The sequence below is a fragment of the Neobacillus sp. B24 genome (assembly GCF_055381825.1).
In genome coordinates this window covers 5363730-5378908 of record NZ_AP035777.1, presented here as the reverse complement: position 1 = coordinate 5378908, position 15179 = coordinate 5363730, and the positions used below count along the sequence as shown (strand labels likewise).

15 protein-coding genes are annotated in these 15179 nt (G+C 39.1%); 13 read left to right on the top strand and 2 right to left on the bottom strand.

All coding sequences use genetic code 11. The features are described 5' to 3' along the window. Nucleotides 1-4: 4 nt before the first annotated feature. The 8 genes from walK (at nt 5) to ACZ43M_RS26400 (ending at nt 8075) form a co-directional block, all read left to right on the top strand. Nucleotides 5-1834 carry a cell wall metabolism sensor histidine kinase WalK gene (gene walK / locus ACZ43M_RS26435; RefSeq protein WP_464505488.1) on the top strand — a complete coding sequence of 610 codons (1830 nt, stop codon included), beginning with the start codon at nt 5-7 and terminating at the stop codon, nt 1832-1834. Next, on the top strand, nt 1831-3153 hold the full coding sequence (locus tag ACZ43M_RS26430; RefSeq protein ID WP_464505487.1) for a YycH family regulatory protein: 1323 nt from the start codon (nt 1831-1833) through the stop codon (nt 3151-3153). The genes walK and ACZ43M_RS26430 overlap by 4 nt, the downstream gene beginning before the upstream one ends. Beyond that, the gene (locus ACZ43M_RS26425; RefSeq protein ID WP_464505486.1) at nt 3140-3940 is read left to right on the top strand and encodes a two-component system regulatory protein YycI; all 801 of its coding nucleotides are present in this window, start codon (nt 3140-3142) and stop codon (nt 3938-3940) included. Before ACZ43M_RS26430 ends, ACZ43M_RS26425 begins: the two co-directional genes overlap by 14 nt. An 8-nt stretch (nt 3941-3948) precedes the next feature. After that, nucleotides 3949-4743 carry an MBL fold metallo-hydrolase gene (locus ACZ43M_RS26420; protein WP_464505485.1) on the top strand — a complete coding sequence of 265 codons (795 nt, stop codon included), beginning with the start codon at nt 3949-3951 and terminating at the stop codon, nt 4741-4743. A 176-nt stretch (nt 4744-4919) separates the two neighbouring features. Further along, nucleotides 4920-6161, top strand: coding sequence for a S1C family serine protease (locus tag ACZ43M_RS26415; RefSeq protein WP_464505484.1), 1242 nt, complete (start codon nt 4920-4922; stop codon nt 6159-6161). Nucleotides 6162-6274: 113 nt separating this feature from the next. Continuing rightward, a complete protein-coding gene (locus ACZ43M_RS26410) occupies nt 6275-6433 on the top strand; it encodes a CxxH/CxxC protein (protein WP_464505483.1) in 159 nt (52 codons plus the stop codon). Between the two features lie 101 nt (nt 6434-6534). Next, entirely contained in the window at nt 6535-7014 is a 480-nt protein-coding gene (rlmH, locus tag ACZ43M_RS26405; RefSeq protein WP_464505482.1) for a 23S rRNA (pseudouridine(1915)-N(3))-methyltransferase RlmH, read from the top strand. A gap of 167 nt (nt 7015-7181) precedes the next feature. Then, a complete protein-coding gene (locus ACZ43M_RS26400) occupies nt 7182-8075 on the top strand; it encodes a LysR family transcriptional regulator (protein WP_464505481.1) in 894 nt (297 codons plus the stop codon). Between the two features lie 95 nt (nt 8076-8170). Here the strand turns inward: ACZ43M_RS26400 and ACZ43M_RS26395 are convergent, their stop codons facing one another. Both ACZ43M_RS26395 and ACZ43M_RS26390 read right to left on the bottom strand, forming a co-directional pair. Beyond that, the gene (locus tag ACZ43M_RS26395) at nt 8171-8542 is read right to left on the bottom strand and encodes a hypothetical protein (protein WP_464505480.1); all 372 of its coding nucleotides are present in this window, start codon (nt 8540-8542) and stop codon (nt 8171-8173) included. Nucleotides 8543-8553: 11 nt separating this feature from the next. After that, complete coding sequence (locus tag ACZ43M_RS26390) at nt 8554-9069, bottom strand: acyl-CoA thioesterase (protein ID WP_464505479.1); 516 nt, start codon at nt 9067-9069, stop codon at nt 8554-8556. A 272-nt stretch (nt 9070-9341) separates the two neighbouring features. Between ACZ43M_RS26390 and ACZ43M_RS26385 the strand changes: the two genes are divergently transcribed. From ACZ43M_RS26385 to ACZ43M_RS26365, 5 genes are all read left to right on the top strand, one after another. Next, on the top strand, nt 9342-9857 hold the full coding sequence (locus ACZ43M_RS26385; RefSeq protein WP_464505478.1) for an acyl-CoA thioesterase: 516 nt from the start codon (nt 9342-9344) through the stop codon (nt 9855-9857). A gap of 24 nt (nt 9858-9881) precedes the next feature. Then, nucleotides 9882-10253, top strand: coding sequence for a hypothetical protein (locus ACZ43M_RS26380; RefSeq protein WP_464505477.1), 372 nt, complete (start codon nt 9882-9884; stop codon nt 10251-10253). A gap of 325 nt (nt 10254-10578) precedes the next feature. Further along, a complete protein-coding gene (locus ACZ43M_RS26375; protein WP_464505476.1) occupies nt 10579-10935 on the top strand; it encodes a nucleotide excision repair endonuclease in 357 nt (118 codons plus the stop codon). A gap of 85 nt (nt 10936-11020) precedes the next feature. Then, the gene (locus ACZ43M_RS26370) at nt 11021-11968 is read left to right on the top strand and encodes a TRM11 family SAM-dependent methyltransferase (RefSeq protein WP_464505475.1); all 948 of its coding nucleotides are present in this window, start codon (nt 11021-11023) and stop codon (nt 11966-11968) included. A 285-nt stretch (nt 11969-12253) separates the two neighbouring features. Continuing rightward, nucleotides 12254-14914, top strand: a complete 2661-nt coding sequence (locus ACZ43M_RS26365) for a transglycosylase domain-containing protein (protein WP_464505474.1) — start codon at nt 12254-12256, stop codon at nt 14912-14914. Nucleotides 14915-15179: the final 265 nt, after the last annotated feature.

The following is a 15179-nucleotide window of genomic DNA, read 5'->3' as shown; positions in this document are numbered from 1 at the left end:
ACTTGTGAAAAAAGTTGGTTTTTTTCGCTCGATACACGTTAAGTTCGTCCTCATCTATGTCCTGCTTATTTTAGTGGCGATGCAGATTATTGGCGTTTATTTTGTCAGACAGCTGGAAGAAACTCTAAGAACAAATTTCCAGACGTCAATAAAAGAACGTGTCAATTTGCTTAGATATAATGTTCGTGAGGAAATGGAAAAGCAGCGGACACCAGAGGATCCATCGCTCCAGGAGGATATCAAGAAAATTCTCAGGGACTTTGATAATGCGGGTGACATTTCCGAAGTGAGTGTGATTGAAAGTAGATCTCTTAAAATCCTAGGCACCTCTCACGCAGGTAACCAAGGGGTGGTCGGTCAGAGAACGACTGAACTGAGGATCAAACAATCAATGGTATTAGAAGAAGATCAAAGTGCTGTGTTGCTGGATCAGCAAACTGGACATCGGATTTGGGTCCTCTCCACCCCCATCAAGTCAGGAAAAAAAGTGATAGGCGCCATCTATATTGTAGCAAAAATTGAAAATGTGTTTGAACAAATGAAAACCATTAATAAAATTTTTGCCACCGGTACAGGGATAGCTTTGGCCATTACGGCCATATTGGGGATTTTATTGGCTCAAACCATCGCAAGGCCGATTGCAGATATGAAAAAGCAGGCGCTGGCAATGGCAAAGGGGAATTTTTCACGTAAGGTTAAAGTGTACGGCCATGATGAAATTGGTACACTGGCGATGACATTTAACCATTTGACGAAAAAACTGCAGGAGGCACAGGCGATGACCGAAGGGGAACGCCGTAAGTTGTCCTCTGTCCTCTCCTACATGACGGATGGTGTGATTGCAACCGACCGAAAAGGCCGAGTTATTTTAATTAATGAGCCTGCTGCAGAGATGCTGAATGTTTCACGTGAAACAGTTTTGTCGCAGCCCATTGTGTCCTTACTGGATTTGGATGATACCAATACATTTGAAGATCTGCTGGAAGAAAACGATTCTATTATCCTTGATTATAGTACGAACACAGAACGATATATTCTTCGGGCCAATTTATCTGTGATTCAAAAAGAAACAGGCTTCGTCAACGGCTTGATTTGTGTGCTTCATGATATTACGGAGCAGGAAAAAATTGATGCTGAACGGAGAGAGTTTGTTGCGAATGTGTCCCATGAGCTTCGAACACCGTTAACCACCATGCGCAGTTACCTAGAGGCTCTGGCAGATGGTGCTTGGCAGGATGAGGAAATTGCTCCGAACTTTTTGGAAGTGACCAGGACAGAAACGGAGCGGATGATTCGCCTTGTCAATGACTTGTTGACATTGTCGAAAATGGACAGTACCGATTATCGGATGAAAATGGAATGGGTAAACTTCGTTGATTTCTTTAACCGAATCATTGACCGGTTTGAGGTGGCCAAAAATCAAAATGTAACATTTAAAAGAAAGCTTCCGGAGCACGCCATTTTTGTCGAAGCAGATGAGGACAAAATGACACAGGTGCTATACAACGTTATCTCCAATGCTTTGAAATATTCTCCGGAAGGCGGCCAAGTGACTTTCTCCATCAAGGAAAAACAGGATACGATTGTGGTAAGTATATCTGACCAGGGCATGGGGATTCCAAAAGAGAGTATTGGAAAAATATTTGACCGGTTTTATCGTGTTGATAAAGCACGGACACGAAAAATGGGCGGAACTGGATTGGGCCTGGCTATTGCCAAAGAGATCGTTATTGGTCATGGCGGCAACATTTGGGCAACCAGTCAGGAAGGAAAAGGTACGACGATTTCTTTTTCTTTGCCGTTCGAGTATACGGAAGAGGATGATTGGTCATGAAGTATGAAACAACCAAGTCAATCATATTAACGATTCTCGTATTAGTCAGTATTTTTTTCACCTGGAATCTTTGGACCTATCAGCCTAATTTGGAAACCATGAAAAATAGCAATACCATTTCCGAAGTCAGCTTAAGTGAGAAAAAGGATGTGGAGCAAATAGTTCGCCCCGATCGGATTTTGTACCATTACAAAGGGGATCACTACGGTACGAACAATAGTAAAGAGATCGAAAGGCTAATCAAGGAACTAGCACAGTGGACGTTCTTTGATGTGAAGAACTATACCGAGAAGGTTGAAGATATCAAGGACTTAACCCATGGGGCAGGCAATGCGGAAATTATTTTTCCGAGCGAAGTTCCGATTGAATTATATAGAAGTGTCCTCAATATAGAAGGCAGGAAAGTGCCAACCTTTAACTTTAACCGGATTATCATCAATGTTGAAAGTACCGGAAGTGAAAATGGAATTGTTTATTTTGTGTCAACCGAAACCGGGCAGGTGTACATCAGCAACATCGCACCTGCCAATTTAAATGCCTTTAATCGAGACTTTTATAAAAATGCAGCCAAGCTGCCGCGATATTTTGCATATGAGGCAGCTGAAAATCGCACATTGTTTCTGCCTGATGGTGAAACAGAAATGATGACCTACAAGTATTTACCGGTAACTCTAAATTCTGAGGAATTTAAAAAGGCCTTGTTCAGGGACCCTAGTTTTGTCAAAAAAAATACGGTTGGGCAGATAGAAGAGTTTAGCAGTGACACGAGTAAAATGACTGTTAATAACGATACGAATGTCCTTTCCTATGTCAATCCGACAGCCGTAGATGATAATGTGGAAACCTCTTATGATTTGGTGAGGCGTAGCATTGATTTTGTCAATGAGCATGGCGGTTGGACGGATACCTATCGTTACGTTTCAAAAAATGAATATCAAGCCACCGTCATGTTTCGATTATATACAAGTGAAGGCTACCCAGTCTTTAATGACAGGGGGCTTTCGGAAATTTATCAAGCTTGGGGCCGGAATGAAATCAGTCAATACATTCGACCCAACATTGCACTTGAGCTTCCGCTGACAACGGAAATGCAGCAGGTAACCCATCCCTCTGGCCATTTGGCACTGGAATTTTTACAGAGCAAGCCTAATTTTAAACCGGAGCTTTTAGAAGAATTGGTTTTGGGCTACAGAATGGAAAGAGATAAGGAAGAAAATCAACTAATCCTCTTGGAACCAGCCTGGTTCTATCGCTACCATGGGACATGGGGCGAGATTACAATGGAAGAGCTGGGAGGGTTGAAGCATGGATTGGAGTAAAATCAAAACGATCTTTATCCTAACCTTTTTAATTTTGGATGTGTATTTGTTATTTCAATTTATGAAAATTCGCGATGCCAATAATTACGAAGTCATTACGGAGACTTCCTTTGAACAAAGGCTTAAGGATGAAGAAATCAAGATAGACGTTGAACTCCCTAAGACGCAGATTAAGGCCCAATATTTAAGCGCCCAGCCCAAAACGTTTACAAAGAGTGATGTAACAAAATTAAAAGGTCAGCTTCCTACGCTGAAAGAACCTGGAACAACGCTTCAAGCTCAGTTAGAAAAACCATTTCAGATAAGCGATAAATTTCTACCTACAGAGCTTGCTTCGTTTGTAAAAGACAATATTCTTTTCGGAGACCAATATCAATTTGGCGAGAAGGATGATAAAAAGAATACAATCACCTATTACCAACAATTTGAGAACTTCCCTTTATATAAAAATATTAATGGGATGATTATCTTTACGGTTAATTCTGATAAACAGATTGTTTCTTATCAGCAAACATATCTAGAGGAAATTGAAAAGCTGGCAGTAAAAGAGGAAATCCTGCAGCCGATGAAAGCAATTGAAACCTTACATCAAAAGGGAGAGTTGAAACCAAAAGCCGAAATTACCAAGGTTGAGCTTGGTTACTCTACTTTAATTCAATTAGCTGCCTCTCAGGTGTTGGCCCCAACCTGGCACTTTGTCGTAAATGATAAAGATAGTTTGTTTGTGAATGCCTTTGAGGGGCAAATTATTCAATTTAGTAGCGATGAAAAAACGAATGTGGAGTGAACAATAGTATGTCTTTACGTTATAGCATTCTGTCTAGCGGCAGTACGGGAAACGCTCTATATGTAGAGTCGGACGAACACTCCTTCTTAGTGGATGCCGGGCATAGCGGCAAACAAATGGAGCAGTTGTTCGAGCAAATTGAGCGGGATATCAGTAAGTTGTCTGCTATTTTTGTCACGCATGAGCACAGCGATCATATTAAAGGAATTGGCGTTCTTGCCCGTAAATATAAATTACCTGTCTATGCCAACGAAAAAACGTGGCGGGCGATGGAAAGTTCAGTAGGCGTAATACCAACTGAGCAGAAGTTTGTGTTTAATATGGAATCGGTAAAGAGCTTCGGTTCTGTGGAAATTGAATCATTTGGTGTTTCACATGATGCAGCAGAGCCAATGTTTTATATTTTTCATCAAGGTGAGAAGAAAATAGTGCAAATAACCGATACAGGTTACGTCAGCGACCGAATGAAGGGTATTATTTCTAATGCTGATGTGTATATTTTTGAATCAAACCATGATGTCCAGATGCTGAGGATGGGACGTTATCCATGGAACATCAAGCGCAGAATCTTAAGTGATGTCGGCCATGTATCCAATGAGGATGCGGCTCTAGCAATGAGTGACGTGATTGGTGACCAGACCAAACGGGTTTATCTTGCTCATTTAAGTCTTGATAATAATATGAAGGACCTGGCCAGAATGTCAGTGGCCCAAACGCTGCAAAGCCGCGGGGTCATTGTTGGTGAGCAATTCGAATTATATGACACCGATCCAAAAATACCGACAATTTTAACTGCAGTATAATAGTGGGGATGCCTTTTTAATGGCTCCTCATTTTTTTTGAAAAAATTATGAACAAAGTCGTAATTTTTATGTAAATATATGCGATTTTTTAGTAAATTACAACTGAAAGAGTATAATTGTAATTATAAGCCAAAATATAGATTAGCAATTGTTTCGAAAGAGAGGAATGGTGTAAATTGGGTTACTATGATGATCATTCACCAAATCGATACAGGGAACAAAAAGGCAATAAAGGTGGATTTGTCATTGCCAGCTTGGTCGGAGCTGTTCTTGGGGCCATGCTCGTGGTTATTTCGATACCTGCCCTGTCCGATCGGGGGTTTCTTCCTTATGCAGTAGAGCCGGGGAATAAAACTGTAAACGAAACGAATAACGGAAATAATAATGGGAAGGTCATTCGACAAGTATCCTATGACGTAAAAACCGATACAACCAATGCCATTGATAAAGCTGCCGATGCAGTTGTCGGCATCAATAATATTCAGTCCCAGTCATCAAGCTTCTGGTTTGACGAAAACAATGGTACTGAGGAAGCAGCCGGTACAGGATCAGGCGTCATCTATAAGAAAACTGGTAATGAGGCTTTTGTTGTGACAAACCATCATGTCGTTGAAGGGGCCACCAAGTTGGAAGTGACCTTATCCGATGGCACAAAAATCCCCGCTGAGCTTTTGGGAAGTGATATTTGGACGGACTTGGCCGTGTTAAAAATAGAAGCAAGCAAAATTAAAAAGGTTGCGGAATTTGGTGATTCAGACGTACTAAAAATGGGCGAACCTGTTATTGCGATTGGAAATCCTCTTGGACCAACCTTCTCCGGCTCCGTAACCCAAGGGATTATTTCTGGTTTGAAACGGACAATACCCACTGATATTAATCAGGATGGGGTAGTTGACTGGCAATCAGAGGTCGTTCAGACGGATGCTGCCATTAATCCAGGGAACAGCGGTGGAGCATTGATTAATATGGCCGGTCAGGTTGTTGGAATTAACTCAATGAAAATTGCCCAAGAGGCTGTTGAAGGAATTGGCTTATCGATTCCGATTAATTCAGCAAAGCCAGTAATTAATGACCTTGAACAATATGGAACAGTAAAACGGCCTTATATGGGATTAGATTTAAAATCCGTTGAGGAAATCCCGGGATATTATCAACAGGAAGCATTAAAGCTGCCGCGCGATGTGACTTATGGAGTCGCCATTCGCCAAGTTGTACCTGGCTCACCGGCAGCAGCTGCCGGATTGAAGGAATTGGATGTTATAGTTGAAATGGATGGCAAAAAGATTAACGATGTCATTGAACTGCGTAAGCATTTATACCAGGAAAAGAAAATTGGCGAACAGATGACGATAAAATTTTACCGAGACGGAAAGTTGAAGGAAACCAAGATGACCTTGGCCAGTGAAAAAACACAATAGGAAGACAGGGAAGTGATCGATTCACTTCCCTGTTTTTATTTGGTATGATGTATGAGGTTTTGTACAGAAAGATAAAACTATATAAAAGTATTTTTTATAAAGGGGAAGAAAAAATGATTTATAGCTGTGAAGAACATGTGGATATCGCTTTGGATTCGATTGTGGTTAAATATGAAACTTATCCGGTTTTAGATAAAGTTCCTGTGGATAAGTTATCAACAATCTGTGAATTTTGCGAAAAACAGGCTGTATATGTTGTGGCGAACAAATGATTCCATACAAAATGTGGACAAAAAATGTGAATATGTGGATAACTTCTGTGGATATCTTGTTTGTAACCTGTTTGTAATATAAAAAAGAAGGGCTGTGGATTGTGAATATCTCAATAGTCACGGTTGGCAAATTAAAAGAAAAGTATTTGAAGCAAGGAATTGAGGAATATTTAAAGCGATTGTCGGCCTATGCTAAAGTGGAAGTGATAGAAGTCCCCGATGAAAAGGCACCTGAACAATTAAGTGAATTGGAAATGGTTCAGGTTAAACAAAAAGAAGGAGAACGGATCCTGGCCAAAATCAGCCAAGATACATATGTCATAGTCCTGGCGATACAAGGAAAAATGCAATCTTCGGAAGAGCTTGCGGAGTCTCTAGATAAACTAGCCACTTATGGTAAAAGTAAAATTGCCTTTGTGATTGGCGGGTCTTTAGGCTTGAGCGATGAAGTGCTTGCGAGGGCAGATGAAAAGCTGTCGTTTTCCAAGATGACTTTCCCTCATCAGCTAATGCGGTTAATATTAGTCGAGCAAATCTATCGGGCTTTCCGTATTAACAGGAATGAGCCGTATCATAAATAAATGAGGTTTTATTATAAATAAATTAATTAAAAGCCAGCCAGCATATGAGTAAGCATAAGATTTAATATGTTTCCCTTTTGGGTATGACACAAGTGCGTGTCTTTAAAGAAAAATTTGTGATAAATTAGTCTATCTTTGAAAAAGAAATATAAGGTGTTTGATGATAATTGGAAATTAAACAGTTGCAATTTTTTATTGAAGTTACGCGTACTGGCAGTTTTACCAGTGCAGCAGAAAATCTTTTCATTACACAGCCTGCCCTCAGCAGAACAATCAAATCATTGGAAGCGGAACTTGGCACAAAGCTTTTTGTTCGAACAAGGAAAAAGTTGATCCTAACCGATGCAGGACGTGTCCTAAAAAAACATGCATTAAAAATTCAAGAACAGCTGCAGCAATTGGATGAGGAAATGGATAAGATGTTAATGCTAAAAAAAGGACACATCCGTATCGGGCTTCCTACAGTTACCAATTCTACTTTTTTCTCAAAACTTCTTGCTTCTTTTCATCAAGAATATCCAGAAGTTACGTTCCAATTGGAAGAGGACGGATCAAAGCCAATTGAAGAGAAGATTGTCAATGGTTTACTTGATTTTGGGATTGTCTTTCTCCCTGACAAAAATGAAAGTATTGACTATTATACGTTTATTAATGAGAAACTAAAACTGGTTATACCCGCCTCCCACCGTTTTGTTGGCAAACAGGAAGTGCCATTGCAAGAGCTGAAAGACGAAAATTTTATTATGTTTAACCGAGATTTTGAATTAAGGAGTCTGGTTATTGCTGCATGCAGAGGAGTTGGTTTTCAACCGACCATTATTTCGGAAACATCACAATTAGATTTTATCCAAGAAATGGTTGCTTCTAATCTGGGTATTACCTTGCTGCCTGAGAGTATATGTATGGAATTAACACATGATATTCAAACAATCTCAATAACCAACCCGACAATCCGATGGAGTTTAGCATTGATCTGGAAAACGGATGCATACATGTCACAGGTTGAGAAAGAATTTATCCGGTTTGCAAAAGCGAAACTGTCTAAGGCTCCCTTACCGTGATTCATAATCTATGATAGAAGATTTCAGCAATAGATTTTTATGCTGTGTCTACAAATAAAACGAGGCTGGGGGGATTTCCGCACAGCCTCGTTTTATTAATGAATCACAGTTGGACCGGCTAGTTCCCTTGGCGGGTTTCCCAAAGCTAACTTGCTGATATTAGCATAACTCAATTGTTCATACTCTTTTAGTACCTGTTTTAATTCAGAAAATTTTTCGTCCTTTTTTAACTTTTCGATTTCGTGTTGATAGACGGACAAAACATAATCATCTTGTCCTACCGGCGCAAATTCGCTTGGGTCTTCATCCATGAGTAGTGCTCCCATATATTGGTATCCAAAATTAAGTTGACGAGTTAGTTCAATGATATTTAAGAACATATGATAAATAGATGGTTTTGTTTCACTTAAGTGTTCAATGGCCATTTTTGCGTCAATCAAATCTTCATAATTTGCTGAGACTAACATGTTTCAACCCCCTAAGTACATGCTTTTTGCGGTGAGAGTCTGGATACGAGTTCTTTATTTTGCTCTCTTTTGAGTTTGCGGATTTTTTCGCGTTCTTTTCCCGTTTCGTAAAGATATTTTTCTTCGTCTGTTTCTGGAATAACTTCTGGCACTTCCAATGGTCTTTTATTTTCATCTAGAGGGACGAAAGTGAAGAAAGCTGTAGCGGCAATTTTGCGTTCCCCTGTTTCAAGATCTTCAGCAATTATTTTGCAGAAAATCTCCATTGACCTTCTACCTGTATAACAAACAAATGATTCGATACTAACCGAATCGCTTTGACGAATGGGGTGAAGAAAATTAACGGAATCTGTCGATGCCGTAACACATTGTTTTACTCGTGAATGCCGGCGAGCCGAAAGTGTCGCGCATGCATCCATCTTCTTCATAAGAACCCCGCCAAATAATGTATCATAATTATTCAAATCATTAAGCAACACCTGATCGGTATGAATTACACGAGTTTCACTAATTTTTTTCGCTTCCATTTTATCACCCTATATTAAGCAATTTCTTCATACTTACCATCCGCTTTTCTTAGTGTTGGGAGATGTTATCTCAATTAAACCAGTTAGATATTTCCTGAAATAATGAACTTGTCTTTTAATGGTCAGGCCAAAAACGCTTTCATACAGTTTTGTTATGAATTCCATGTATTATTGGCATTGTACCTTTCCACTGTGGCTATATTATAATCACCTATGTCATGTATGAGAAGCGAACGCTTCAAAAACATTTTATATATATAGGGAGAAAATAAATGGAAGCAAAGAAAATTAAAAACACACGTGTTGTTCAAACCGATCAAGTACTCATTAACGATTTGAACAATTACTCTACATTATTCGGTGGAGTTCTGATGAAGAAGATGGATGCATGCGCGACGCTTTCTGCCCGTAGGCATTCACGGGTAAAGGAATGTGTTACTGCATCGACAGACTCCGTTAATTTCATTAAACCAATCCGACGAAGTGATTCAGTTTGTATCGAGTCATTTGTCAGCTATACAGGTACAAAATCAATGGAGATTTTCTGTAAAGTGATTGCAGAGGATCTTGAAACCGGGGAACGAAGAATTGCTGCTACTGCATTTTTTACTTTTGTCCCTCTAGATGAAAATAAAAGACCGTTGGAAGTGCCTGGAGTCATTCCAGAAACAGAGGAAGAAAAATATCTTTACGAAACGGGAAAAGAGCGCGAAGAAATCCGTAAGTTAAAAAGAACAAAAAATAAAGAACTTGTGGCCAGACTTACACTAGATAAACCATGGGATTAATAGTGAAACAAAGGGGAAGATAGTATGATCACACAATCAAATTACACTGAATTGAAAAATGCACAAATTGCTATCGAAAACTTACATGCAACAAAACCTTCTATCTATAAAAAATTTATCAATATCGTAAAACTAACACGTCAATTGCACTGTGGATATCAATATATGGGCACAGTTATTATGGATGAAAACACAAGTGATTTCTACCCTAAGTCCCTGGATGACTACGTAATGTCCGTCTACCATCGTGAAATCGAGAAATTAAAAACAGACGAAAAATTCTCTGAATTAAAACAGGTTCTAAAAAAGTATAAACAAGTAACCTATGTCAACATTAGCAAGTTGGCATTAGGGGAAAATCCAAAAGAATTAGTTGGTCCAATTTTGATCGATTAATAGTTCGAAGGAAACAAATGAGGCACTTATATTTTCCTGTCTTTCAGAAATTCATTGATATCATATATTAATAACCTAGAACATATTAGTTGGGTGAATCGAAAATTTAGTTCGATTCACCCAATTTGCTTTTATAAGTACCCCGGTTATAATATGGGCACCAACTTTGCAAATTGTATTGTGTTTTTTTTGAACAAATTGGTCACACTCCTTCAACTTATGAATTACACTACATCTTAGTGGTATACTTAATAGAAGAGCTAGGCGACATTTTAGGGACAGTTACTTTTGTCTTTAAACAATACCGAAGGAGAAGTGAACGAAAGTGATAGAGATAACCATTCCAAAACCAACTGTTACAATTACCAAACAAAATAATCCAGAATTAAGTAATATATATGGATTTACTGATTTTCATCTAATCCCTAGAGATAAGGGTGGCATTTTTATGTTCTTCAATAATAATCAAGAACTATTATTTGTAGGTAAGGCCAGGAAATTACGGCAAAGGATTAAAAAGCATTTTGAAGATACTGTTTCCCCAATAAAAATGCATAGAGATGAAGTCACTAAAATTGATGTTTGTGTGATTGAAGATCCTGTACATAGAGAAATTTATGAAACGTATATAATTAATGAATTGAAGTCAAAGTACAATATAGATAAAGTATTTTTTAGATAAACTTTTATTATAAAGGCAATGGGTACTGGCATATATGGCCATACCTATTGCCTTTATTAATTGAAACTTAAAGGATGGAATATAATTGGGTAAACAAAACATAAAACCGATGAAGTATATTTATACTTATGCTTGTTATGAGGAAGAACGTCCTTTGTGTGCCTTGGAAATGCGTTCGTTCTTTGGGGAGGATTCTCTAACTGGGATTATCGAAAGTCATATTAAAATTGATCCAAGCCGCAGTCCGTTTATTAAGGGAAGAATTGCTGTCATTTATGATGGGCAAAGCTTCGAAAAACTCCTAGAACAAGCAGCATCCATACAGGTACCAGGGAAAACATTTAAAGTGGTATATATAAAAAATGGTGGATCAGTAGATGTGGGCTTCGAGAAGCGGCGTGCTATTGAGAAGGAAATAGGATTACATATCAATGGTAAAGCTGATATGCATCATCCCCAGCACTTGTTTGGTATCATGAACGTAAATGGAAGATGGGTAATCGGTGACTATGTTAAAAGTGAGTCAGTTTGGTTCCGACATCAACAAAAGCCGCATAGTTATTCCACTGCGCTTAACACACGCGTCGCAAGAGCTTTAGTGAATATCGCCATCCCAGAACCAAGAGGTATAAAGGCAATTGACCCTTGTTGCGGGATTGGGACGGTACTAGTAGAGGCCTTATCCATGGGAATTGATATAGTAGGAAGTGACAGAAACCCGCTTATTCTTAGTGGAGCCAGAGAGAATATCTCTCATTTTGGACTTTCCGGAGAAGTTAAATTAGCAGATTTACGCAAGATCGCGAATACATATGACGTAGCAATTATCGATTTACCCTATAATCTGTGTTCTGTTATATCTCCTGAAGAGCAGCTCGAAATGCTTCAAAGTGCGCGCAGGATAGCTAAGAAAGTCTTAGTAGTAACTGTTGAACCAATCGATGAAATTCTCAAAACTGCTGGATTGTCCATCATTGACCGTGCGAGTGTTAAGAAAAGTTCATTTAATCGTGAAGTGATTGTCTGTAGGTAGATATTTTGATAAATGGGCAAATAATAAAACTTGGCGTGTTAAGCAGAAATAGCTTACACGCCAGTTTTATAATGCCAAAGTGTGAACTTTTTTTAAAAAAGGAAAGAATATTGCATCTGTAAAATGTATTAAAAGCGCATTTATTAGATGTTTATGATAGATTTATTTTATGAAATGATTTAGCATAAGTATAATTTCTTCTATAACCGCTTAGTGTACTCATTTTATTAAATAGAAAATAAAATGTTTGTTGGAAACTATTTTGAAAAGGAAGGGATACGAACCATGTCAGAAGATTATCGCTCTCGCATAGAGCGAAAAAAAATACAAGAAAAGCAGAAAAAAGCGCCAAAACAGCAAGGCAGCAAGAAGTCTAAAAAAAGCACTTGGAAGAAAGTTCTCTATATTTGTCTTACCCTCGGGCTTGTTCTGCTCCTGGTGGGTGCAGGTTCTATTCTATGGATCATCAAGGATGCACCGAAGTTTGATGAAACGTTATTAAAAGAACCATTATCATCTGAATTATATGCTGTTGATGGAAAAACATTAATTGCTGAGGTAGGTACAGAAAAGCGGGATAATATTAGTATTAATCAAATACCGGATGTCCTCAAAAATGCGGTGTTGGCAACGGAAGATGCCCGTTTTTACAAACATCACGGAATTGATGTGAAACGGACACTAGTTGCCGTTTGGACGAATCTCACTTCCGGTACTTCACAGGGCGGAAGCACAATCACACAGCAAATTGTGAAAAATTCATTCTTAACAACTGAAAAAACGATTACACGAAAGGTGCAAGAATGGTATTTGGCCATTCAATTAGACAGGCAATTTAGTAAAGATCAAATCCTTGAGATGTATTTTAATAAGAATTTGTATGGCAGTGATGTTTATGGTGTGGCAAAAGCAGCTGAGCGATTCTACGGTTTGGGTCCTGATGAGTTAAATAAGTTAACGCTCGAACAGGCGGCCCTTCTAGCGGGAATTCCGCAGAGTCCAAATAACTATATTCCTACCGTTGAAGGTAATCTTGAGAAAGCAGAAAAACGGAGAAATATGGTTCTCCAGTATATGGAGAGGCATGGCTACATTTCTGAAGCAGACATGAAACAGGCACAAAGGACACCGATTGAAAATACGTTAAATATTCAACAACAGCAGACCAATAAATACCAGGCATTTGTTGACACGGTGATTCAGGAAGTTCAAGCCAAAACAGGTGCGAATATATTTGAGGATGGGTTAAAAATTTATACAACTATTGACCCGAAAATTCAGCAAATAACTGAAGATGTCTTGTCTACCAATGAGATTATTAAATATCCGGATAATGAAAGATTACAGTCTGGCGTTGTTATTTTAGATACACAAACGGGTGCTATTAAAGCAATCGGAGGCGGCATAAATTATAAAACCGGTGGCTACAACTATGCCACAAAGATTCAACGTCATCCTGGTTCATCGATCAAACCTATTCTTGATTACGGTCCAGCCATTGAAAAATTTAAATGGTCGACGGGACACATATTAAAGGACGAACCATACCAATACTCTAATGGGACTCCAATTCGTAATGCTAACCGTTCCTATGCTGGAAATAGAACCATTAGGGATCACCTGGCATGGTCCCGAAATATTCCGGCTTTAAAAACGTATCAAGAAGTAGGAGCTGATGATGCGACCAAGTTCGCCAATAGTCTTGGCATCCCAATCTCGGATAAACAAAAGGAAAATGAAGCGAATGCTATTGGTGCTATTGATATAGCATCTCCGCTGAATATGGCTGGTGCGTATGCCGCGTTTGGAAATGGCGGTTACTATACTGAACCATATACGGTTTCAAAGGTTGTTTATAGTGATGGAACAGAACAGAAATTGGCACCAAGTAAAAAGAAAGTAATGGAGGACTACACGGCATTCCTCATCACCGATATGTTACGGACGGTCGTGGATTCTGGTACAGGAAAATTGGCCAACATTTCGGGACTTGATTTAGCGGGAAAAACGGGAACGACCAGCTTTGATAAATCAGCTATAGCGAAATATGGATTGCCGAATAATGCAACACGTGACGCCTGGTTTGTCGGATATACGCCGCAATACACTGGTGCGGTATGGACCGGGTACTCCACAACAAAAACAGCAGATGACTATTTAGGAAAATCGAGTGTGGACTTTTCTAAGTTAGTATTTAAAGCCATCTTGTCACGGGCGGATGCAAGCAATGAAAAATTTGAGCAGCCTAGCAGTGTAGCGAAATCCGGGAATGAATACTACGTAAAAGGCGGGGAAAAACCGAAGCCGCCGAAGCCAAATAAACCAACAGACTTGAAGGCAGCCTATGATGAAACATCAGACAGCATTTTATTAACCTGGAATTACCCTTCTGAAAATGGTTCCGATACAACTTTTGAGGTTAGTTATTCTGTGGATGGAGCAACAACAAACCTGCCGTCCACAAGTGACAGGCAAGCAGTACTGCAAAGTCCGGAAAAGGGGAAAACCTATGTGTTTAATGTCGTTGCTGTTACAAGTGGCACCAAGAGTGATGCAGCATCTGCTTCCTTAACGGTTGAGGGAAAAGTTGAAGTGCTGCAAAGTCCAAGTAATTTGCAGGCTAAATATGATAAGAATTCGAATCAAATTGTAATCAGCTGGAAAAACAATATAGCTGAGGCACAAAATGTTAGCTATATCGTTACTTATACAGTAAATGGAAATACCCAAACATTAACGACAACACCAGGTACAAATGCAATTTTAAGCAACCCGCAACCTGGGCAAAATTATGTTATAACAGTAGTAGCTTCCAATAATACAGAAACAAGTGAACCAGCTTCAACTTCCGTTACAGTCGATAATAAAGAGCCGAACGACAACAACAATGGCAATAATGGAGGGGGAGAATCAGGCACAGGAAATACAGGACAAACAAATCCTTAGGAAGGAACGGAACCAAGGGGACGGTTCTAGTGGCGCCAGCGCCACCAGAAGCAGGAAATTTGACTATGGATGTCGAATTACTTGTACAAAAACTTTAAAACTTCCTGCTTACTCAGGCAATCAAAAATTTTGCGATAATTCCTTAGAAGTAATTCCTTTAGATTAAAATTCCGTTTACTTATAAAGTGCTTCGAAACTTGAGCAAAACTTCCGATTGCCTATATTAGAACCGTCCCCTTGGTGTATTTTTGGAAGAAATTTGAAA

What these genes read in the sequence shown, in the direction of transcription:
- ACZ43M_RS26365 (WP_464505474.1), top strand. Translation starts at nt 12,254, where the DNA reads ATGTCAGAAGATTATCGCTCTCGCATAGAGCGAAAAAAAATACAAGAA.
- ACZ43M_RS26390 (WP_464505479.1), bottom strand. Translation starts at nt 9,069, where the DNA reads ATGGAAGCGAAAAAAATTAGTGAAACTCGTGTAATTCATACCGATCAG.
- ACZ43M_RS26385 (WP_464505478.1), top strand. Translation starts at nt 9,342, where the DNA reads ATGGAAGCAAAGAAAATTAAAAACACACGTGTTGTTCAAACCGATCAA.
- ACZ43M_RS26410 (WP_464505483.1), top strand. Translation starts at nt 6,275, where the DNA reads ATGATTTATAGCTGTGAAGAACATGTGGATATCGCTTTGGATTCGATT.
- ACZ43M_RS26420 (WP_464505485.1), top strand. Translation starts at nt 3,949, where the DNA reads ATGTCTTTACGTTATAGCATTCTGTCTAGCGGCAGTACGGGAAACGCT.
- ACZ43M_RS26380 (WP_464505477.1), top strand. Translation starts at nt 9,882, where the DNA reads ATGATCACACAATCAAATTACACTGAATTGAAAAATGCACAAATTGCT.
- ACZ43M_RS26430 (WP_464505487.1), top strand. Translation starts at nt 1,831, where the DNA reads ATGAAGTATGAAACAACCAAGTCAATCATATTAACGATTCTCGTATTA.
- ACZ43M_RS26395 (WP_464505480.1), bottom strand. Translation starts at nt 8,542, where the DNA reads ATGTTAGTCTCAGCAAATTATGAAGATTTGATTGACGCAAAAATGGCC.
- ACZ43M_RS26425 (WP_464505486.1), top strand. Translation starts at nt 3,140, where the DNA reads ATGGATTGGAGTAAAATCAAAACGATCTTTATCCTAACCTTTTTAATT.